The sequence below is a fragment of the Amycolatopsis sp. NPDC059235 genome (assembly GCF_042754125.1).
GTDB lineage: Bacteria > Actinomycetota > Actinomycetes > Mycobacteriales > Pseudonocardiaceae > Amycolatopsis > Amycolatopsis albidoflava.
This window is the reverse complement of record NZ_JBHZAG010000001.1, coordinates 15303-35968: the sequence shown is the minus strand read 5'-3', so window position 1 is coordinate 35968 and position 20666 is coordinate 15303. Positions and strand designations below refer to the sequence as shown.

Annotated in this window: 17 protein-coding genes; 10 read left to right on the top strand and 7 right to left on the bottom strand. The window is 70.6% G+C overall.

Translation table 11 applies throughout. The annotated features are described in order from the left end of the window. The first annotated feature begins 9 nt into the window (after positions 1-9). The 4 genes from gabT to ACFXI3_RS00150 are packed head-to-tail and all read left to right on the top strand — an operon-like array spanning position 10 to position 5130. A complete protein-coding gene (gene gabT, locus ACFXI3_RS00165; protein ID WP_378397073.1) occupies positions 10-1344 on the top strand; it encodes a 4-aminobutyrate--2-oxoglutarate transaminase in 1335 nt (444 codons plus the stop codon). Beyond that, positions 1341-2816 carry an aldehyde dehydrogenase family protein gene (locus ACFXI3_RS00160; protein WP_378397071.1) on the top strand — a complete coding sequence of 492 codons (1476 nt, stop codon included), beginning with the start codon at positions 1341-1343 and terminating at the stop codon, positions 2814-2816. Before gabT ends, ACFXI3_RS00160 begins: the two co-directional genes overlap by 4 nt. Then, positions 2813-3955: a CaiB/BaiF CoA transferase family protein gene (locus tag ACFXI3_RS00155; protein ID WP_378397070.1), complete on the top strand. Its 1143-nt coding sequence runs from the start codon at positions 2813-2815 to the stop codon at positions 3953-3955. Before ACFXI3_RS00160 ends, ACFXI3_RS00155 begins: the two co-directional genes overlap by 4 nt. Next, the gene (locus ACFXI3_RS00150; RefSeq protein WP_378397069.1) at positions 3952-5130 is read left to right on the top strand and encodes an acyl-CoA dehydrogenase family protein; all 1179 of its coding nucleotides are present in this window, start codon (positions 3952-3954) and stop codon (positions 5128-5130) included. Before ACFXI3_RS00155 ends, ACFXI3_RS00150 begins: the two co-directional genes overlap by 4 nt. 6 nt (positions 5131-5136) lie before the next feature. Here the strand turns inward: ACFXI3_RS00150 and ACFXI3_RS00145 are convergent, their stop codons facing one another. Together ACFXI3_RS00145 and ACFXI3_RS00140 are read right to left on the bottom strand one after the other, a co-directional pair. Next, positions 5137-6540, bottom strand: coding sequence for an NAD(P)/FAD-dependent oxidoreductase (locus ACFXI3_RS00145; RefSeq protein ID WP_378397067.1), 1404 nt, complete (start codon positions 6538-6540; stop codon positions 5137-5139). Beyond that, the gene (locus ACFXI3_RS00140) at positions 6537-7247 is read right to left on the bottom strand and encodes a DsbA family protein (RefSeq protein WP_378397066.1); all 711 of its coding nucleotides are present in this window, start codon (positions 7245-7247) and stop codon (positions 6537-6539) included. Before ACFXI3_RS00140 ends, ACFXI3_RS00145 begins: the two co-directional genes overlap by 4 nt. 198 nt (positions 7248-7445) lie before the next feature. Between ACFXI3_RS00140 and ACFXI3_RS00135 the strand changes: the two genes are divergently transcribed. The 4 genes from ACFXI3_RS00135 (at position 7446) to ACFXI3_RS00120 (ending at position 12624) form a co-directional block, all read left to right on the top strand. Continuing rightward, positions 7446-8297 (top strand): FAD binding domain-containing protein, encoded by an 852-nt coding sequence (locus ACFXI3_RS00135; protein WP_378397065.1) that lies wholly within the window; start codon positions 7446-7448, stop codon positions 8295-8297. After that, positions 8294-8803, top strand: coding sequence for a (2Fe-2S)-binding protein (locus ACFXI3_RS00130; RefSeq protein ID WP_378397063.1), 510 nt, complete (start codon positions 8294-8296; stop codon positions 8801-8803). Before ACFXI3_RS00135 ends, ACFXI3_RS00130 begins: the two co-directional genes overlap by 4 nt. Beyond that, complete coding sequence (locus ACFXI3_RS00125; protein WP_378397062.1) at positions 8793-11198, top strand: xanthine dehydrogenase family protein molybdopterin-binding subunit; 2406 nt, start codon at positions 8793-8795, stop codon at positions 11196-11198. The genes ACFXI3_RS00130 and ACFXI3_RS00125 overlap by 11 nt, the downstream gene beginning before the upstream one ends. A 142-nt stretch (positions 11199-11340) precedes the next feature. Continuing rightward, positions 11341-12624: a flavin monoamine oxidase family protein gene (locus ACFXI3_RS00120; RefSeq protein WP_378397061.1), complete on the top strand. Its 1284-nt coding sequence runs from the start codon at positions 11341-11343 to the stop codon at positions 12622-12624. Positions 12625-12683: 59 nt separating this feature from the next. Here the strand turns inward: ACFXI3_RS00120 and ACFXI3_RS00115 are convergent, their stop codons facing one another. The 3 genes from ACFXI3_RS00115 to ACFXI3_RS00105 form a co-directional block, all read right to left on the bottom strand. After that, positions 12684-13157: a (2Fe-2S)-binding protein gene (locus ACFXI3_RS00115; RefSeq protein WP_378397060.1), complete on the bottom strand. Its 474-nt coding sequence runs from the start codon at positions 13155-13157 to the stop codon at positions 12684-12686. Next, complete coding sequence (locus ACFXI3_RS00110) at positions 13154-14026, bottom strand: FAD binding domain-containing protein (RefSeq protein ID WP_378397059.1); 873 nt, start codon at positions 14024-14026, stop codon at positions 13154-13156. Before ACFXI3_RS00110 ends, ACFXI3_RS00115 begins: the two co-directional genes overlap by 4 nt. A 125-nt stretch (positions 14027-14151) precedes the next feature. Further along, entirely contained in the window at positions 14152-15363 is a 1212-nt protein-coding gene (locus ACFXI3_RS00105; protein WP_378397057.1) for a PucR family transcriptional regulator, read from the bottom strand. Between the two features lie 70 nt (positions 15364-15433). Between ACFXI3_RS00105 and ACFXI3_RS00100 the strand changes: the two genes are divergently transcribed. Beyond that, entirely contained in the window at positions 15434-16642 is a 1209-nt protein-coding gene (locus ACFXI3_RS00100; protein WP_378397055.1) for a PucR family transcriptional regulator, read from the top strand. Between the two features lie 12 nt (positions 16643-16654). On the opposite strand, the gene ACFXI3_RS00095 is transcribed toward ACFXI3_RS00100, so the two are convergent. Then, positions 16655-17005 (bottom strand): cupin domain-containing protein, encoded by a 351-nt coding sequence (locus tag ACFXI3_RS00095; RefSeq protein ID WP_378397054.1) that lies wholly within the window; start codon positions 17003-17005, stop codon positions 16655-16657. Further along, the gene (locus ACFXI3_RS00090) at positions 17002-18114 is read right to left on the bottom strand and encodes an alpha/beta hydrolase family protein (protein WP_378397052.1); all 1113 of its coding nucleotides are present in this window, start codon (positions 18112-18114) and stop codon (positions 17002-17004) included. The genes ACFXI3_RS00095 and ACFXI3_RS00090 overlap by 4 nt, the downstream gene beginning before the upstream one ends. Before the next feature lie 166 nt (positions 18115-18280). Here ACFXI3_RS00090 and ACFXI3_RS00085 point away from each other — a divergent pair, with 166 nt between their 5' ends. Further along, positions 18281-20626: a xanthine dehydrogenase family protein molybdopterin-binding subunit gene (locus tag ACFXI3_RS00085; protein WP_378397050.1), complete on the top strand. Its 2346-nt coding sequence runs from the start codon at positions 18281-18283 to the stop codon at positions 20624-20626. The last annotated feature ends 40 nt before the right edge of the window (positions 20627-20666 follow it).

The window sequence follows — 20666 nt, the reverse complement described above, 5'->3', positions numbered from 1 at the left end:
GAGGAATCCATGCCGCAACCCCCGCAGCGACGCAAGCTCGTCACGACCGTACCCGGCCCGGAATCACTGGCACGGCAGGAGAAACGCGCCGCAGAAGTGGCCGGAAGCTTCGGCAGCGTGCTGCCCGTCTTCGTCTCCCGGGCCGGCGGCGGCATCCTCGTCGACGTCGACGGCAACCACTTGATCGATTTCGCCTCGGGCATCGCGGTGACGAGTGTCGGAGCCTCCGCACCCGCGGTGGTCGAACGCATTTCGGACCAGGCCGAGCGTTTTACGCACACCTGTTTCCTCGTCACCGGATACGACGGATTCGTGGACGTTGCCGCCGCACTCAACCGGCTCACGCCCGGCGACCATCCGAAAAAGACAGCACTGTTCACCACCGGCGCGGAAGCGGTCGAGAACGCGGTCAAGATCGCCCGCACCGCGACCGGCCGCCCTGCTGTGGTGGTGCTCGGGCACGCGTATCACGGCCGAACGCTGCTGACCATGACGATGACCGCGAAGAATTCTCCCTACAAGGACGGATTCGGCCCCTTCGCCCCGGATGTCCACCGGGTTCCTTCGCCGTATCCGTACCGGTGGCCGGGCGGGCCGGAGCGCGCCGCGACGGAAGCCCTCGCGGCTCTCCGCGACATCGTCGAGACCCAGATCGGCGCGCACAACGTCGCCGCGATCGTCGCCGAACCCATCCAGGGCGAAGGCGGGTTCATCGTTCCGCCGCCCGGCTATCTGAAGGGAGTCCGGGATTTCGCGTCCGAGCACGGCATCCTGTTCGTCGCCGACGAAATCCAGACCGGGCTCGCCCGGACCGGTGCGCTTTTCGCTTGTGAGCACGAGGGAGTCGTCCCGGACCTCATCACGACGGCGAAGGCTCTCGGCGGCGGGTTGCCGTTGTCCGCGGTGACCGGACGAGCGGAACTGATGGACGCCGTCGCGCCCGGCGGGCTCGGCGGCACCTACGCGGGCAACCCGGTCGCCTGCGCCGCCGCGCTCGGCGTGCTCGAAACCATCGAACGCGAGAATCTCGTGCAGAAGGCAAAAGACATCGAAGCCACGGTGCGGCCACGACTCGAAGCACTGACCGGACCGCGGTCCATCGTCGGCGAGGTGCGCGGCCGGGGCGCGATGCAGGCGCTGGAATTCGTCCGTCCCGGCACCACGGAACCCGCGCCGGACCTCGCCCGGGCAGTCGCCGCGCGTTGTCACGGCGAGGGAGTGCTCGTTCTCGTGTGCGGCACCTACGGCAACGTCGTGCGCTTGCTGCCGCCGCTCGTCATCGAGCCGGAATTGCTCGACGACGGCCTCACTGTCCTGGAAACCGCGATCAAGGCGGCGTCATGACGATCGTGTCCTATGACCCGAAGACCGCGGCAGCCAACGGAGTCGTGCCCGAATCCAGCCGCGAAGACGTCCGCCGGGCAGTCGCGCGGGCAACGGCTGCCGCGGCGAAGGTCGCCGATGCCTCTCCCTCCGAGCGTTCGGCCTGGCTCCATGCCGTCGCGGACGCGCTCGAAAGCGACCTCGAGGCGTTGACGGCGCTCGCCGACTCCGAAACCGGCCTCGGACCGGAACGGCTGCGCGGCGAAGTGCTGCGGACTGCCGGGCAGCTGCGGTTCTACGGCCAGGTCGCGGCGGAAGGTTCTTACCTCGGCGTGACGATCGACCCGGCCGCGCGTCTCGTGCGCCTCAACCGGCCGCTGGGACCGGTCGCCGTGTTCGGCGCGAGCAACTTCCCGTTCGCGTTCGGAACTCTGGGCAACGACTTCGCCTCCGCCGCGGCCGCCGGTTGCCCAGTGGTGGCGAAGAGCCACCCTGCCCACCCCATGCTCGCGGCCCGGCTCTCGGAGCTGGCGGCCGAGGCGCTGACCGTCGCAGGCGCCCCGCCCGGCACGTTCGCGGCCGTCGCCGGCCACCACGCCGGTACCGAACTGGTCCAGGCGAACGACATCGCCGCGGTCGCGTTCACCGGTTCCCAGGCAGGCGGAATGGCGTTGTGGCGGCTTGCCTCCGAACGCGCGGTGGTCATTCCCGTTTACGCCGAGATGGGCACGGTCAACCCGGTACTGGTCACACCGTCCGCGGGGCAGGACATCGGCGCGGTCGCCCGCGGCTTTGTCGGCTCCTTCACTGCGGGAGCCGGTCAGTTCTGCACGAAGCCCGGCTTGCTTTTCGCCCCGGCAGGCACGGGTGCCGCGGTCGCGGTGGCCGCCGCGCTCCGGCAGGCTGCCCCTCAGCCGGTGATGCTGACCGGCGCCATCGCGGATTCCGTTCGCCGCGGCCTCGGCGAACTCCGTGCCGCCGGTGCCCGGATCGTCGCGCTGATCGACCGCCCCGGCACCGGATGGACAGCCCCCGCCGCGGTGCTCGCAGCCCCCGTCGACGCGCTGGAGCCCGGCAGCCGACTTTTGGAGGAATGCTTCGGCCCGGTCGCCGTGGTAGTCGAATACGCGAGCACAGCCGAACTCCGCTCGTCCGTCGCACGGCTTCAGGGCGCGCTCGCGGCGAGCGTCGTCACCGACGGCACTAGCGCCGATCCCGACGCTTCAGCATTCCTCGACATGCTGACGCCGAAAGTCGGCCGGGTCGTCGTCGACGGACGGCCGACCGGAGTCGCGTACTCGTGGGCTCAGCAGCACGGCGGTCCGTGGCCCGCGACATCGTGTCCTCAGGCGACCTCGGTGGGAGCGGCCGCGCTCGACCGGTTCGTCCGGCCCGTCGCGTACCAGTCCGTGCCTGATCAGTGGCTCCCCCCAGCCGCACAGCCCGGCAATCCGTGGCAGATCCCGCACCGCACCGTGGGAGACCTGCCGTGACCGCCCCGCTCGACGGAATTCTCGTCGCCGACTTCAGCCGGGTGCTCGCCGGCCCGCTCGCTGCCGCCACGCTGGCCGACCTCGGCGCGACGGTGATCAAGGTGGAACGGCCCGGAGTCGGGGACGACACGCGGCGCTGGGGTCCGCCGTGGACGGACAACTCCAGTTCCTACTTCGAATGCGCGAACCGCTCCAAGCGTTCGATCGAACTCGACCTTGCCGACCCCGCCGACCACGCGCTCGCCGCCGAACTCGCCCGCCGCGCCGACGTCCTCCTGGAGAACTTCCGGCCCGGAGCCATGGCCGAGCTGGGACTCGGCTACGACCGAGTCCGCGCCGTCAACCCCGGGGTGGTGTACGCGTCGGTCAGCGGATTCGGCAGCCGGGGCGGAGCCGCGTTGCCCGGCTACGACTTCCTCGTGCAAGCGGTCGGCGGGCTGATGAGCATCACCGGAACACCTGACGACCCGGTGAAAGCCGGCGTCGCTCTCGTGGACGTCCTCACCGCCAAAGACGCCGTCGTCGGAGTGCTCGCCGCGCTGCGCGCCCGGGAACGCAGCGGGAACGGACAGCTGCTGGAGGTCAACCTGCTGTCCAGCCTGCTCGGAGCACTGGCCAACCAGGCATCCGCGTACCTGGCGACCGGCACTCCCCCGGTCAGCATGGGCAACCGGCATCCCTCCATCGCTCCGTACGAAACGCTGGCGGCCAAAGACGGTTTCCTCGCGATCTGCTGCGGCAACGACGAGCAATTCGCCCGGCTCACCGCAGAACTCGGGATCCCGCAGGCGGCCGACGACGATCGGTTCGCCGCTAACCGCGACCGGGTCGAGCACCGAGGCGAACTGATCGAACTGCTGGAACGCGCCCTCGCGGCGGACACCGTCGACGTCTGGGTCGAGCGGCTCACCTCCGCGAACCTCGCCGCCGGGAAAGTCGGAACCGTCCAGGACGGATTCGAACTGGCCGAACGTCTCGGTCTCGACCCGACAGTGTCCGTCGGCCCCGGCGCGCCCGCGCAGGTCCGGCATCCCGTCACTTTCCACTCGACCCCCGTCACCCGCTACACCGCCCCGCCTCGGCTCGGCGAGCACAACGCCGACCTTCGCCGCTGGCTGACCGAGGAGACCGACCGATGACCACCCCCGCTGTCACTCCGCTCGACCTGCTCCGCATCGACGACTTGCTCAGCTCCGAAGAGAAGGCCGTAAGGGAGTCCGTCCGGCGGCTGAGTGCCGATCGCATCGCGCCGCAGGTCGCCGGATGGTTCGAAGACGGACGCATCGACGACGTCCGCGGGCTCGCCAAGGAACTCGGCGCCCTCGGCGTGCTCGGCATGCACCTCGACGGATACGGCTGCGCCGGGATGTCGGCCACCGATTACGGACTGGCCTGCCTGGAGCTCGAAGCCGTCGACTCCGGCATCCGGTCGCTGGTTTCAGTCCAGGGCTCTCTCGCGATGTTCGCGATCCACCGCTGGGGCTCGGAGGAGCAGAAGACGCACTGGCTGCCGAGGATGGCCGCCGGCGACGCGATCGGCTGCTTCGGCCTCACCGAGCCCGACCACGGCTCCGACCCGGCCGGGATGACGACCCGGGCGCGCCGGGACGGGACGGACTGGCTGCTCACCGGCCGTAAGATGTGGATCACCAACGGCTCGGTCGCCGACGTCGCGATCATCTGGGCGCGGACCGACGACGGCATCCGCGGCTTCGTCGTCCCCGCCGGCGTGCCCGGTTTCTCCGCGACGGAAATCAAGCACAAGCTGTCGTTGCGCGCGTCGGTCACCAGCGAACTGGTCCTCGACGACGTCCGGCTGCCCGCAGACGCGATCCTGCCCGGGGCGCGGGGGCTGGCCGGGCCGCTCAGCTGCCTGAACGAAGCACGCTACGGCATCGCGTGGGGCGCGATGGGCGCAGCGCGCGCAGCGCTGGAAGCCGCGCTCTCGTACGCGAACGACCGGGTCCAGTTCGGCCGTCCGATCTCCGCTTTTCAGCTGACGCAGCAGAAGCTCGTCGAGATGAACCTCGAGTACGCCAAGGGATTGCTGCTCGCAGTGCACCTCGGGCGGCGCAAGGACGCCGGGAGTTTGCGGCCCGAGCAGGTGAGCCTCGGAAAGCTGAACAACGTCCGGGAAGCTCTCGCGATCTGCCGCACGGCGCGCACGATCCTCGGCGCGAACGGGATTTCGCTGGAGTACCCGGTCATCCGCCACGCCGCCAACCTCGAATCCGTGCTCACCTACGAGGGCACAGTCGAGATGCACACGCTCGTGGTCGGGCAGGCGATGACCGGGCACGCCGCGTTCCGCTGACCGCCGCTACAGCCAGGACGTCGGGTCCAGGCGGGTCAGCAACCCGGTGACGGGATCGACCCGCCGGCCCGCGCCCCGGACCTCGTCGGCGCGCACGAGCGCTGCCCGGACGAGCTGCCCGCCCAGGAACCGCACCGGCTCGCCGGGCAGCCGCCGCCCGGGCAGCCGGGTCAGGCCGCACTCGCTCCACTCGTCGCGCACCCCGGTCGCGAGACTCGCCAGGATCCGGCCGCCGAGCCGGGACGGCCCCACGCCGTCGCCGGAGTACCCGGTGCCGACGAACAGCCGCGGACGGCCGGGCCAGGCGGCGAAGAACGGCAGCGACGTCAGCGAGTACTCCACCGGAGCTCGCCAAGATGTCACTGCCAGGGACGCGAGCGCGGGGAACGTCCGGGCGAACTCGCGCCGCAGCAAGGCAGGGCGCGGCACGGGGCCGAACATCGAGCTGGCACCGCGATCCCGGAACCCCAGTCCGACTCCGCCCTTGCCGAACAGCAGTCTGCCGTCGGCCGTCGTGCGCCAGTAGTCGAGCAACCGGCGGGAGTCCGACGTTCCCACGCCGGCGCCCGCGACCCCGCGCACCTGCTCGGGAAGCGGTTCGGTGACGAAGTTGTCGCTGGCGGTCAACACGAGGTGGCGGCGGACCCACGGAATCACCGACGCCCACGCGTTGATCGCCAGCACAACGCGGTCCGCGACCACCTCCCCGCTGCCAGTGCGCACCCGTACCGGCCCCGCGCCGTCTTCGACGGATCGGACCGGGCTCTGTTCGAAAACGTCCGCGCCCAGATCGACCGCGGCCTGCCGAAGGCCACGGGCCAGCCTCGCTGGCTGGAGCGTCGCCGCGGTCGGGTCGAACACGCCGCCCCGCGCGGGACTGCCGCCGAGGTCCACCGCACGTTCCGGCGAGACCGGGCGCAGCGGAGATCCGGACACAGTGGACAGTGCGTCGAGAGTGTCCTGCCACGCCCCGTCCTGGTCCGGTGCGGTCGACGTCCACAGCCAGCCGCACCGCCGGATCGCGGCGTCGATGGCGTGCTGTTCGGCGAACGCCACGATCTCGTCGACCGCGTCCGCCGATGCCTGTGCCAGCCAGGCCGCCTCGGACGGTCCGAGATGGGCGGCCAGCGCCGGGTACTTCGGCCAGAGGTTCATCAGGAAGCCCGCATTCGTTCCGCTGGCGCCGCTGCCGCACAGCCCGGCTTCGAGCACGGTCACCCGGATCCCGGGGTGCCGCTGTCTGAGCTCGACGGCCGTCCACAGGCCGGTGTACCCGCCGCCGACGACGCAGACGTCGGCGTGCCGCCGCCCGTGCAGACGAGGACTCCGGCCGGGATCGGTGCGCAGCGCTTCGGCGAGCCAGTGGCTCGACCTGCTTGCCGGGCCCGGCCGGTTCCGCAGCCGCGTCACGCGGTGCCCGCGGTGGTCAGCTCCGCGATGAGCGCATCCGCCCAGCCCGGGTCGTAAGCGACCAGCCGCGGGAAACCGCCGTCGTCCGGACGCGCGGTCCAGTGGTAGTCGACGCCCGGGTTGTGCAGCACCGAACCGGACCCGCCGACGAACAGATGCGGGCTGCCCACGATCTCGGCACGGCACGCGGTCCGCCATTGTTCGTGCACCGCACGGATTCCGGCGCCCTCGCCGAGCGCGTGCGCGAGCGCCTCCTCGTCCACCGACGGGCAGTCCGCGGCGAGGTCGAGGATCTCGCTCTCCACGCTGATGCATCGGCTTTCCGCGTAGAACGCGTGGCGCAGCAACGCATCGAGTTCATCGCTGCCGGTCAGGCCGCCGATCCGCTCGTCCTTCGCGGCTTGCACCGCGGCCATCGCCGGCACCGTCGTCACAGGATAACTGCTCTCGGGCGCGGCCCACTGCTGCCAGCGCAGGTCCGCGCACACCCCGGCGATCGCGACGATCTCCGCGTCCAGGATCGCTTTGGGGGTCGCGCGCCGGTTGAACAGCTCCAGCGGAAAGCTGCGGTGGTCCACCGCGATCGGCAGCCGGGCCTGATCCGCGGCGGCGTGCAGGGTGGTCAGCGCCAGCGACGCCCACGGGCAGCCGAGATCGGACCACACGGTCACGACACGGGGAGACGGATTGCGCACCGGTTCGGTCATCCGGCGATTGTCGGTGCCGTGCGCGGGTCTCCGCATGCGCGCAGCCGCACAAGCCCGCAGGCGGATTTGTCGTTCTCCGGCAAAGCATCGTTTGTCGGATGACGTGCACAAGCCCGCGTTCGTTTGCGCGCTTGCGTAGAGCCGAGTCCGGATGGACGTGCACATACTGGGGCACCATCGCCGGCTGAAGGAGCGTTGATGAAAGTACCGCCCCTGCGCTACGCCGCCCCAGCGACGGTCGCCGAAGCCGCGGTGGCGCTCGCCGCCGACGAAGACGCGAAAATCATCGCCGGCGGGCAGAGTTTGATGCCCCTGCTGGCGATCCGGCTCGCGGCCCCGTCGGTGCTGGTCGACCTCGGCCGGGTCCGCGGACTCGGCGCGATCGAAGAACACGGGGATTTCCTCCGGATCGGCGCGATGGCCACCCATCGCGAGGTCGTCGAATCCGGGCTGATCCGCCGCCGCGCACCGTTGTTCGCCGAGGCGGGCCGGTACATCGCACACCCCCAGATCCGGTCGCGCGGCACACTGGGCGGAGCGCTGGCCCACGGCGACAACGCCGGGGAATGGCCGCTGGCGCTGCTGACGCTCGGCGGGATGGTCGAGGCGGAAAGCGTCCGGGGCCGCCGCACTATCGACGCGGACGACCTGTTCGTCGGGCCGTACCTGACCGGCCTCGCCGCCGACGAGGTGCTGACCGACGTCTGGATCTCCGCAGTCGCCAGCGGCTGGGGCTTCGCCGAAGCGGCCCGGCGGGCCGGCGACTACGGCCTCGCGCTGATCGGCGTCCGCCTCGACATCGAAGACGGCCAGTGCCGCGACGCGCGGGTCGTGGTCGGCGCGGCCGCCGGAACCGTGCAGCGGGTCCCGGCCGCAGAACAGGTGCTGACCGACGTGCCGGCCGACGCGCAGACGGCGCGGGCCGCGGGCGCGGCGGCCGCCGATTCCCTCACCTTTATCGCAGACATCCACGGATCCGCGGCCTACCGCAGGCACCTCGTCGCCGGACTGGTCGAGCGCGCGGTCCGGCAGGCAGGAGGAATCCGGTGACCGCTGTTCCCGAGTCGGTGTCCACAGCGGACTCGACGATCACCGTCAACGGCACCGCCCGCAGCAGCCGGGTCGAGGTCCGCACGACCCTGGCCGACCACCTCCGCGAGGAGCTGGGCCTGACCGGCACCAAGCTCGGCTGCGAGCACGGCGTCTGCGGCGCGTGCACCGTCCTGGTCGACGAGCAGCCTGCCCGGGCCTGCCTGATGCTGGCCGTCCAGGCCGACGGCCGCAGCGTGTGCACCGTGGAAGGGTTGGCGCGCCAGAACACGCTTTCCCGCCTGCAGGAGTCCTTCCGCGCGCACCACGCGCTGCAGTGCGGCTTCTGTACCGCCGGGTTCCTGATGTCCGCCACCGCGTTGCTGGCGGACAATCCGGCGCCGACGCGTGCCGAGGTAGTGGATGCGCTGTCCGGGAACATCTGCCGGTGCACCGGCTACCAGAAAATCGTCGAAGCGGTATTGCACGCCGCCCAGAACGCGGAGGAGACCGCCGGTGACGACTGAGCCAGCCCAGGACCCGGTCCGCGGACAGCACGCGTCCGTTCCCCGGGTCGCCGCCCGCTCCGTCGGCGCGCGGGTCGCCCGGCACGAAGACCCCCGGCTGCTGACCGGGCGCGGCCGGTATCTCGCGGACGTCCGGCTGCCGGGCGAACTGCACGCCGCCTTCGTCCGCAGCCCGCTCGCCCATGCCCGCGTCACCGCCCTCGAAACAGCCGAGGCGACCGGCATGCCCGGCGTCCGCCTGGTCTGGACGGCGGCCGACGTCGCTCCCGTGTGCGAGGGGGTGGAGGGCGCTCTCGCCGTCGAGGGATGCGTGCCCACCGTCATGCCGCTGCTGGCCAAGGACATCGTCCGCTACGTCGGCGAACCCGTCGCGGTCGTTGTCGCGGACACCCGCGCGCTGGCCGAGGACGCCGCCGACGCCGTGTCCGTCGACTACGACCGGCTTCCCGCCGTGCTCGACCCCCGAGAAGCCCGGCTGGGCGGACCTGCAGCGAACGAGCAGCTCAGCGACAACATCGGCCTCCTCGGCGGCAAGACGTGCGGCGACGTCGAAGGGGCCTTCGCCGAAGCGCATCGAGTCGTGGCGGCCACTTACCACTCCGGCCGGCTGTCCGCGACGCCGATGGAAACCCGCGGCTGCATCGCCGACTTCGACTGGACGACCGGAGAACTGACCTTCTGGACCTCCACCCAGATGCCGCACTACGTGCGCTACTGCCTCAGCGCGTACCTGGGTTTCGCGGAACAGCTCGTCGAGGTCCGCACCCCGGACACCGGCGGCGGATTCGGGCAGAAAGCCCACCTCTACCCCGAAGAACTCGTCGTCCCGCTGCTCGCGCGCGAGGCGGGCGCGCCGGTCAAATGGGTCGAAGACCGCCGGGAAAACCTCATGGCGGGAGCGCACGCCCACGAACAATTCGTCACCATCGCCTACGCGCTCGACGAGCACGCCAGGATCACCGCGGTCCGGACGCACGCGCTCGGCGACGGCGGCGCCTACCACTCGCTCCCCTGGTCCATGGGCGTCGAGCCGTGGTGCACCGCCGCCGTGACTCCGACCGGCGTCTACGACATCGCGGCGGCCGAATACGTCTACGAGGCCACCGCGACCAACAAAACGCCGGTAGGCGCGTACCGCGGCGTCGGCTACATGGCGGGCACTCTCGCCCGGGAAGTCCTCGCCGACGAGGCCGCCCGGGAGTGCGGCCTGTCCCCGTTCGAATTCCGCCGGCGAAACGTGGTCAAAAGCTTCCCGTGGGTGAATCCGCAAGGCGTCACGTTCGACGAGGGCAGCTGGCTCGAGACGATCGACACCCTCGAAAAGATGGTCGGCTACCCCGAGTTTCTGGCGCGCCAAGCCGCGGCCCGGAAAGAGGGCCGATACCTCGGGCTCGGCCTCAGCGTCTTCGTCGAGAGCAGCGGGGAAAGCACCGCGATGGGCCGGATGCACGGCTTGCCGGACGTCTACCACGACACCGCGACCGTCCGGATGGACCCCAACGGCCGCGCGACCGTCTCGATCGGGCTGACCACGCAAGGGCAAGGAAACCGCACCACCATCGCGCAGGTGGCCGCCGACATGCTCGGCATCCCTTACGAAAACGTCGCCGTCCGGGCGGCGGAATCCACCTCCTACGCCTACGGCAGCGGCACCGTCGGCAGCCGCGGCGCCGTCATCGCGGGCGGCGCGGTCAGCCGGGCCGCGCATGTCCTCCGCACGAAAATCCTTGCCGTGGCGGCGAATCTGCTCGAAGCGGCACCGGACGACATCGTCCTGGAGAACGGTGTCGCCGCGGTGAAAGGCGTCTCTGGCGCCGAGGTCAGCGTGGCCGACGTGTGCACCGCCATCTTCTTCGACGCTTCCGCCTGGCCCGAGGACTTCGACCCGGCCATGGAAGCCACTTCGGCCTACGACGCGGCGAGGCCGATGTTTTCCAACGGCGGGCACGCGATGGTCGTCGAAGCCGATCCGTTCACCGGTTTCGTCACCGTCGAAAAAGTCTGGTCGGTGGAAGACTGCGGAACCGTCATCAACCCGGACATCGTCGACGGCCAGATCCGCGGCGGCGTCGTGCAGGGAATCGGCGCCGCGTTGTTCGAACGGCTCGCCTACGACGCGGACGGCCAATTGCAGACCACCACCCTGCTCGACTACCAACTGCCCACAATGGACGTTGCGCCGCCGTTCGAGATCGCGCACCTGTGCTCTCCGTCGGCCCACACCGCCTACGGCATCAAGGGAATGGGCGAATCCGGCCTGATCGCCGCCCCGGCCGCGGTCCTGAACGCCGTCAACGACGCGCTGGGCCCGTTCGGCGCGCAGTTGCGCGCGATCCCGGTGACGCCCGAAGCCGTCGTCGACGCGGTCGCCGCCGCGGAACCGGTTCGCCGGTGATCACGGCGTCTTCCGCACACCAGGACAATTCACCCGGCCGCATTGTGCGTTCGCACCGATGGAAACCCGGCGGCCCGCGGCCAGAGTACGGACGGCAGGAATTCAGCCGGCGCGCCCGCGCCGGAATCGACAAGGAGCTGTCATGAATCACGAGACGATCGTCGTCGGCGCCGGGTTCGCCGGGCTCCGGGCGGCCAGGGAGCTCGCCGCCGCGGGCCGGTCGGTGCTGCTGCTCGAAGGCGGCGACCGGATCGGCGGCCGGGCCTACCGCCGCCGTTCGGCCACCTCGCCCTCGCTGTTCGTGGAAGCCGGCGGCGCGTACGTCTCCCGTCATCACCATCCGCGGGTCGGCGCCGAAATCGACCGGTACGGCCTGCGCACCGAACCTGCCGCACCCGCGACTGTGTTCCGCAACCGGCTCGGCCCTGGCGAGCACGACTCGGCGTTCCCGATCCCGATCGAAGAGGCGGTCGAGGCCGAACGCGGCCTCTACGAGATGCTGCGCGACGCGCACCGGATCGACGTCGACGCCGGATTGGACCGCCAGGGCCTCGACGACCTCGACATCCCGCTGCTCGACTACGTCGACGGGCTGAAGCTGCCCCCGATCACCCGGCAGCTGGTGCTGTCCTGGGGGTGGAACATGATGGGCCGTCCGCCCGCCGAAGCGTCCGCGCTGTGGGCCCTGCAGTTCATCGCCGCCCACGACTACAGCCTGCTCGGCGTCGTGCTGTCCATCGACGAGGTCCTCACCGAAGGCACCTCCGCGCTGGCCGAGGCGATCGCCGCCGACGTCCCGGAGATCCGGCTGAACGCGGTCGTCAACGCGATCCGCCAACACGGCGACCACGTCGAGGTGATCGTCGACGAGGCCGAGCGGCTGACCGCCCGCGAGGTCGTCGTCGCGACGCCGCTGAACACGTGGCGCACCGTCGACTTCGACCCGCCGCTGCCCAAGGCCCGCGCCGCGGTGATCGGCGAGGGCCACGGCTGCCGCGGGCTGAAGCTGCTGCTGCAAGTGCGCGGAGTCCCCGAGGGCATCTCCTGCACCGGCGACGGCGTCTTCCCGACCGTGTACGACTACCTGCCCGCAGCGGACGGCGGCCGGATCGTCGTCGCGTTCACCGACTCGACGTCGCTCGACCCGACCGACTTCGGCGCGGTGGAAGCCGCCCTGCACCACTACCTGCCCGAAGCGGAGCTGGTCGGCGTCGACTACCACGACTGGTCCGGCGATCCGCTCTTCCGCGGTCCCTGGGTGTCGCCGGAGATCGGCCAGTTCAGCCGCGTCCACAAGGACCTCGGCGAGCGGCACGGCGCGGTGTGGTTCGCCGGTTCCGACGTCTCGCTGCGCTTCCCCGGCTACATCGAGGGCGCGTTCGAGACCGCAGACCGGGTCGTGCGGGAGATCCTCGCCGGATCCTGATCCGCCGCGAAACAGGAAGGGCGCCGTCCGACCGGACGGCGCCCTTCCCGCGTTGCTTCTCAGCGCGCGTCGAGCGCTCGCGCCGCAGCCTCGACGATCTGCTGATAACCCGTGCAGCGGCACAGGTTCCCGGAGATCGCGTCCCGGATCTCGCCCGCGGACAGCTGTTCCCCGCTGTCGTAGATCGGCTTGAGCGTCATCAGGAAGCCCGAGGTGCATAACCCGCATTGCAGCCCGTGGCAGGCGGAAAACGAATCCTGGAGCGGGTGCATCCGGCCGGTCTCGGCGTCGGCGAGACTCTCGACGGTCTCGACGACGCACCCGTCGGCCTGGACCGCCAGCGTGGTGCAGGACCGCACCGGCTCGCCGTCCAGCAGCACGGTGCACGAGCCGCACACGCCGTGTTCGCAGCCGACCCGCGTGCCCCGCAAATGCAAGTCGTGCCGAAGAAAGTCCGACAGCAGGCGGCGCGGCTCGATGTCTCGCTGGCAGTCCTGTCCGTTGACCTCGACGGTCACGCGGTGGGTGGTCATCGGCTGCTCCTCGCGCGCTCGGCGGCGGTCGTGACGGTCCGGCGGATCATGCTGGCGATCACCTGGCGGCGATAGCCCGGGCTGCCGTGGGCGGTCGCCATCGGGCTCAGCGACGGCAGCGCGGACTCCGCGGCCGCCGCGGCGTCGGCAGCACTCACCGAGGTGCCGATCAAAGCTGTTTCCGCCTCGGTGCACCGCACCGGACACGGTCCGCCGCCCAGCGCGACGATCCGCGCCCGCGTGCAGCGCCCGCGGTCGAGCGTCACGATGCTGACCGCACCGCCGATCGCGTAATCGCCGTGGCGCCGGGCAAATTCGGCGAACGCGCTCCCGCTGCCCGGCGGCAGCCGGGGAATCTCGAACCCGGTGATCATCTCGTCTTGCGCCAAGGTGTTCAGGAAGTGGCCGGCCACCAGGTCCGGCACCGGAATCTCCTGCACTGCGCCGGGAGACTGGATCGTGGCGACCGCCTCCAGCGCGGCGAGCACGACGGGCAGTTCGGCGGACGCGTCGGCGTGGGCGATCGAGCCGCCGATCGTGCCGCGCGTGCGGACCTGCGGATGCGCGATCCAGCCCGCGGCCTCGGACAGCACCGGCAGGTGCGAGGCCAACGTCGGGGAACGCTCCAGTTTCCGGTGCCGCACCAGCGCGCCGATGCGGATCGCGTCCGCGCCTGCCCCGATGTCGGCGAGCCGCGGGATGCGGTTGACGTCGATCAGCAGCGACGGCCGCGCCAGCCGGAAGTTCATCAACGGCACCAGGCTCTGGCCGCCGGCCAGCAGCTTCGCGTCATCCCCCGCGCTCCGCAACAGGTCGACGGCGGACTCGACGCTGTCGGCGACGACATAGTCGAATGGCGGCGGTTTCATGTCTGCGGCACCTCGTCGGTCAGCTCGGGCATCCCCCGACTATGACCGCAGGTCCGCTCGCGGCGCTGCACCGTCGCCGACAACACTCGGCCCGAGTTGTCACGCATCCGACAATCGCCCTCGGCTCAGAGCCGCACGATCGGGTCGACCGGGGACTCCGCCGCGGAGATCGCACGCAACGCGGCCAGCAGGCGGAGTGCGACGACGAGCTCGTCTCGCCGGGCGACGACCTCTACGCCGAGCCGTTCCTCCACCGTGCGCAGGCGGTACGCGACGGTCCGTTCGTGCACTTGCAGCTGCGCCGCCGCTTTCGTCGCGTTGCACCCGGATCCGAAGTACACCCGCATCGTGTCGCACAGCACCTCGGTCCGGGCGTCGCCGAAATCGAGCGGGCCGAGCTGCTGGGCCACGAGATCCCGGGCGGCCTGGAGATCTTGGAGGAACAGCGCTTCCAGTGCCACGTCCGCGTAGCGCGTGACCGTCGCGTGCGACAGCCGCCCGACGCGGTAAGCGCGCCAGGCTTGGTAATGGCTCGTCCGGAATCCGCTCGTGCCGCCGCCGGGCTTGCCCAGCGACACATGCGTCCCGGCCGGCAACGCGAGGTCGGCGGATGCCGGGTCCGGCACGGCACCGGGCGCGAAGCCGAACCACGCCATCGTGGTCCCGGACGCGCCTTCGACGGTCAGCGTCGCCCGCGCGCCTAGCCCCGCCGCGAGCTCGGAGACCGTTTGCGCGCGCTGTTCGCCCCACAGCACGGCGGCAAGGTGCCCGCCCTCGAGCCGGTATTGGCCGTTGGGCGACTCGTCCGTGCGGCCCGCCAGCAGATCTCGCAGCGCGGCGCGCAGGCGGCGGTCCCTCGCCTGGTGAAAGAACCGGCGCTGCTCGTCCTGGTACGCGTCGACGACGGCCGCGACCACAGTGTCGTTCCAGCGGAACTGGAAACCGGAGATTTCCTTCTGCAGAGCCAATTGCCGTGCCGCCGACGCCTCGCCGCCGAAGGTCTCTTCCAGCACGACGTCGCCGAGCAGCGACTGCGCGACCCGATAGGTCCGGATCAGCGCGTTCAGGTCGAGCCCGGCCTGGGCGGCCGCACGCGCCTCCGTCTCCGCCGCACGCAGCACCTCGTCGCTCGGCTCGTCGCCGCCGGTGATCCCGGCGGCGAACGAGCGCACCGCATTGGCGATGCGTTCCGATTCGTGCACCGCGAGCGCCGGATCCAGGTCCGGGGTGTACCCGGGCACTTCCTCGCGAAGCCGACGGCGGATCTGCGCGGACACTTCCGGCAGCCGGTTCCCGAGGTCGCGCGCCAGCTCTCGGAGTTGTTCGGGGTCGGGCATGTGTGCAGCCTAACCCTGCGAAGCAGCACGGGCTGCTTGACGAAACGGGCGCCGCCATTACGATTGCGCCGTGTCGATCGAGGACGGGCTCCGCCGGGTCACCGGCGCGGTGCGCGAACGCATTCCCGAGCTGTACGAAGCGATCCGGCTGCGGCTGCAGGCGGAAACGCCGGACTATTCCCTTGCCGGCAACGAACAGCTCTCCACCGCCGAATCCGCCACGATCACGGCGTCGCTGCACGACGTCCTGGACTATCTCGCCGATCCCGCCAGCGGCCCGGTCCGCGCGTCGAACGAGGCGCTGCGGGAAGTCCGGATGGCCGCCCGCGCCGGGGTCAGCCTCCAGCTGCTCCTGCGCGGTTCCCGGGTGGCGCAGTCGGCCACCTGGGACTTCCTGCTCGAGGAAGCGCACCGCCTGATCGAACGCGACGCCGAACGGATCGTCGTGCTGCGCCGGGCGAGCGCCCAGCACTTCGCCTGGAACCAGATCGTCTCCGACGCGATCGTCGAGGCGTTCGAGCAGGAAAGCTCCGCCAACGTGCTGCAGAGCCGAGAGCGGCGCAAGCTCTCGACCCTCAACGCGGTCCTCGCCGGCCTGCCGGTCGACACCGCCGAACTCGACTACACCTTCGACGGCCTGCACCTGGCCGCACGCGTCGCCGGCGCACCGTCCGAAGCCGTCGCCGCCGCGGCCGCGACAAAGACCGGCACGCGAGCCCTCGTCGCGACCTACCCCGGCGGAGACGGCGTGTTCTGGCTGCCGTGGTCGGCCCGCTACGGCGCGCCCGCGGAGCGGCTCGGGAAGCTGGACTGGCCGGCCGGGGCCCGGATCGCCTTCGGCGCGGTCGGCGCCGGCGTGGAAGGCTTCCGCCTCAGCTATCGGCAAGCCGGCGACGCCCGGACCGTGGCCGAGACCCTCGACCGGTCCGTCGTCTGGTACGACGAAATCATGCTCGAGGCGCTCGCGGTCCACGATCCGGTGGCGACGCGCGAGTTCGTCCTGGACGAACTCGCCCCGCTCGGCGACGTGTTCGACCCGGCCAACGTCATTGTCGAGACCCTGCGCACGTACTTCGCGGCGGGCGAGAACGCCGTCGTCACGGCACAGCGGCTCGGCGTCCACAGCCGGACCGTGGCTTACCGGCTGCGCTCCGCCGAGTCGAAGATCGGCGCGCACAACATGCACCGCGACGAACTGGCCACGGCATTGCGCATCGTTCCGCTGGTGCAGGCCGTTCCCCCCGCGCCCGGCGACAGCCTGCCGTCGCCGGCGCTCTGAGCGTCGGGCGAATCAGCCCACCAGGAACCAGATCTCCTTGAACGGCTCGTGGAACGTCCACGTCGACTGGTGGCCCTTCGGCAGATACGCGAGGTCGCCGACTGCGAGGCGCACCGGCTCGCCGTCCCCGAGCGCGATGGACACCGAGCCCTCCAGCACGTAGACGATCTCGTTCGAGGTGAGCTCGTACGTGGTCGTGGCGGGTTCGCAGCGGAAAACCCCGGTGGCGAACACGGTCGCGCCGGATTCCTCGGCCAGAGTGAAGCCGTGCCCGTCCGGGTTGCCGCGCACCACAGTGACGCCGTCCGGCTGCCACGCTTCCAGCGGAGCCTCCGCTGCGGACACGTAACGGATCTCGCTCATTCCTCGTCCTCTCGTCCGGTTTCCGGGCGTCCACTGTGGACCAGCTGGTCCGCCAGCCAGTCAGCCATCCGCAACCGCGGCCGCAACCCCAGGTTGTGGCAGCAGTGGTCCCCCTCGTCCTCGACCACGATCGTCAGCGGCGCGTCGACGACGTGCCGGCGAACCGTGTCGACGAACTCGATCGGGATCTCGTCCTGCCGGCCGTGCAGGACATATGTCGGGCACCGCAGGCGGCCGAGGACGTCTCTGGTTTCGAGCGCCTGGCGTACGTGTTCACGCGCTTCGTCGAGCGTGCGCACCTTGCTGACGTACCGCCAGCTTTCCTTGGTCATCGGCGTTTCGGCGTCCCATTCGTCCATGTCGGCAAAGCCGCCCCAGCACACGCAGGCGGCCAGTCGCGGGTCGCACGCGGCCGACTTCAGCGCATAGTTCCCGCCCAGGCTGCGCCCCAGGACACCGATCCGCTCCGGATCGATCTGCCCGCGCGTCCGCAGGTGGTCGACCACGGCCGAGGTGAACCGTTCGAAGTCCCCCGACAGCGCCCGGTGGCGGAAAGTCTCGCCCTGGCCGGGGCCGTCGAAGGTGGCGGTCGCCATGCCCCGGGCCAGGACCAGGTCCTCCATCAGCCGGCTTTCTTCCTTGGTGCTTTCCAGGCCGCCCAGCATGACCACCGCCGGGTGCGGGCCTTCGCCGGCCGGCAATCGGACGTAGAGGCGCACCGGTGCCCCGTCGACGATCAGGTCTACCGGATCGGCCGGAGGATCGAGCAGCGGAGCGGCTTTGCGGTACAGCTCGACCTTGCGGTCCTGCGCGGCAGCCCGGTCGCTGCCGAACCAGAGGAACTGAGCGTATTGGGCGGCGAGACTGCCGAAGTAGAAGTAGTCGCCCGCGGAACGGCCATGGCCGCCGGCGAGCGCCTCGTCGCCGAGCCGCTCGTACTCGGCGGCGCGGGCAAGCCAGTAGGTCAGCCAGCTGACCTCCGGATCACGATCGCGGGCGCCGGCCAGATCGGCATACGGCACGCCGTCCATCAGCAAGCGACCCCAGTTGAGCATTTCCTGTTCCGGGGAAGGAGTGGCGCCGGGCGACCCGGCAGGTGCGGCGGACAACGAGCAGCTCCCTTTGTGTCGTGCGAGGCAACGGCCAACCTGGCCGCAGCGGCCATTGTCACCACGGCAGGAGCCGGGAAGCGTCTGCACACAACGCCGATTCCCCGGCCGGGTTTGTCGTTGTGCGCAGACGGCAACGGGCCTCGCGCCTGGTCATACTTGCGCGATGCTGGAAGAGACACCTCCGCGCGACGACGCGTGGATCGGCCGGCCGGTCCGCCGGCGAGAGGACGAACGCCTGCTCACCGGTGCCGCGACCTTCGCCGCCGACGTAGACCTGCCCGGGCAGCTGCACCTCCGGATCGTCCGCTCGTCCCAGGCGCACGCGCGTCTTCGCGCCGTAGACGCCGAATCGGCGCGGCAACATCCCGGCGTGCGCCTCGTGCTCACCGGCGGCGACCTCGCCCGGCTGGGCCGCATCCCGCTGGAAGAAGCGGGCTACCACGAGATCTACCCGAACCTCGAATCGTTCACCCATCCGGTGCTCGCGACCGACCGGGTGACCTACGTCGGGCAACCGGTCGCCGCGGTGCTCGCCGAAGACCCGTACACCGCCGAGGACGCGGCCGAACTCGTCGAAGTCGACTACGACCCGCTGCCGGTGCTGCTCGACCCCACCCAAGCGCTCACCACGGACATCGACCTGTTCGACGGGCTCGGCAACGAAGGCGCCCGGATCGAGAAGTCCTACGGCGACGTCGACGCCGCCTTCGCCCGGGCCGCGCACGTCGTCCGCCACGAGTACGCCGTCGGACGCCACTCCGGGGTGCCGATGGAAACCCGCAACTGCGTGGTCGACCCCGATCCCGGACGCGACCTCCTGCACATCCGGGGCACCGTGCACGTCCACGACAACATGCGAATCCTGGCCCGCATGCTCGGCATGCCAGAAACGAGCATCCGCATGCACCACGTCGAAATCGGCGGGAGCTTCGGGGTGAAGGGCGGCGTGTACCCGGAGTACGTCGTCGCCGCCTGGGCGGCCCGCAAGCTCCGCCGTCCGGTGAAATGGACCGAGGACCGCCACGAACACCTGATCGCCAACGCGCACGCCCGCGAACAGGTGCACCGGATCGAGGTCGCCCTCGACGACGAGGGCGCGATCCTCGCGCTGCGCGACGAAATCTTCCACAACCACGGCGCGTTCTTCCGCCAGATCGAACCGCTCGTCAGCGACATCACCGCCGGAATCGTCTTCGGCCCATACCGCGTGCCCGCGTACTCGGCCACGCTGCACGCCGTCTTCACCAACAAGACGCCGCTGTCGGCCTACCGCGGTCCCGGACGCTACGAATCGACCTTCGCCCGGGAACGAATCCTCGACCTCGCGGCCGAAAAGACCGGCCTCGACCGGACCGAGATCCGCCGGCGGAACCTCTTGCGCGCCGCCGATCTTCCGTGGGCCCCGGGCATCACGATGGCCCACGAGCCCTACCATTTCGACTCCGGCGACGTCGCCGATCATTTCGACAAGGCGCTCGACGCGGCAGGCTGGACCGGTTGGGAGGCTGAAACCCGGCAATTGCGGGCAGAAGGCCGCAAGGTCGGGATCGGACTCGGCGTCCTGATGGACAAAGCAGGGCTCGGCCTGTACGAGACCGGCAGCGTCGAGATCAGCCCGGCCGGACGCGTCCGCGTGCTGACCGGCGCTTCTTCGGTCGGGCAGGGCGTCGAGACCGTACTCGCGCAGATCGTCGCCGAGCACCTCGGACTGCATCCGGACCTCGTGGACGTCGTCCACAGCGACACCGAACTGGTGCCGGACGGCGTGGGCTCCTGGTCCAGCCGGTCGACGGTGCTGGCGGGCGGGGCCGCCCGGCTGGCCGCGCTCGCTGTCGTCGACAAGGCGAAGCGGCTGGCCGGGGAGATGCTCGAAGCGTCCGTGGACGACCTCGAATTCAGCCGCGGACAGGTTCGGGTCAAGGGCGCGGAGACTCAGCTGAGCCTCTTCCAGATCGCCGAACGCTGGGACCCGTACTCCGCGCGGCTGGCCGGGGACTCGCCCGGCCTGCGCGCGGACGCGGTGTACCAGAACAACGTCATGAACTATCCCTACGGTGTGACCATGGCCCAGATCGAAGTCGACCCGGAGACCGGCGGGCACACCCTGCTCCGCTTCTTCACCACCACCGAAGCCGGCCGGGCCGTCAATCCCCTGACGACCCGGGGGCAGATCATCGGCGCCGCGGTCCAGGGCATCGGCGGCGCGCTCTACGAGGAATTCACCTACGAGGACGACGGGCAGCCGACCGCGACGTCCTTTATGGACTACCTCCTTCCCGGCGCGCACGAGATGCCTGACATCGGCATCTTCATGACCGAGGACGCGCCGTCGCCGGACAATCCGTTCGGCGCCAAGGGTCTCGGCGAGGTCGGGATCATCGCGGCGGGCGCCGCGGTCGCGAGCGCGATCGACGACGCCGTGCGCGACGGCAGGCAGACCGACCGGCTGCCGGTGCGCCCGGAGCAGCTTTTCTCCCGGTGTCAGGAAACGACAAAACCGCAGTCCTGATTGCCGTTCCCCGCAATACCTTCCGGAAGTGGGCCGGGCC

Coding starts and splice junctions, on each gene's coding strand:
- ACFXI3_RS00085 (WP_378397050.1), top strand. CDS start 18,281: ATGCTGGAAGAGACACCTCCGCGCGACGACGCGTGGATCGGCCGGCCG.
- ACFXI3_RS00115 (WP_378397060.1), bottom strand. CDS start 13,157: ATGACCACCCACCGCGTGACCGTCGAGGTCAACGGACAGGACTGCCAG.
- ACFXI3_RS00105 (WP_378397057.1), bottom strand. CDS start 15,363: ATGCCCGACCCCGAACAACTCCGAGAGCTGGCGCGCGACCTCGGGAAC.
- ACFXI3_RS00120 (WP_378397061.1), top strand. CDS start 11,341: ATGAATCACGAGACGATCGTCGTCGGCGCCGGGTTCGCCGGGCTCCGG.
- ACFXI3_RS00140 (WP_378397066.1), bottom strand. CDS start 7,247: ATGACCGAACCGGTGCGCAATCCGTCTCCCCGTGTCGTGACCGTGTGG.
- ACFXI3_RS00160 (WP_378397071.1), top strand. CDS start 1,341: ATGACGATCGTGTCCTATGACCCGAAGACCGCGGCAGCCAACGGAGTC.
- ACFXI3_RS00135 (WP_378397065.1), top strand. CDS start 7,446: ATGAAAGTACCGCCCCTGCGCTACGCCGCCCCAGCGACGGTCGCCGAA.
- ACFXI3_RS00110 (WP_378397059.1), bottom strand. CDS start 14,026: ATGAAACCGCCGCCATTCGACTATGTCGTCGCCGACAGCGTCGAGTCC.
- gabT (WP_378397073.1), top strand. CDS start 10: ATGCCGCAACCCCCGCAGCGACGCAAGCTCGTCACGACCGTACCCGGC.
- ACFXI3_RS00095 (WP_378397054.1), bottom strand. CDS start 17,005: ATGAGCGAGATCCGTTACGTGTCCGCAGCGGAGGCTCCGCTGGAAGCG.
- ACFXI3_RS00150 (WP_378397069.1), top strand. CDS start 3,952: ATGACCACCCCCGCTGTCACTCCGCTCGACCTGCTCCGCATCGACGAC.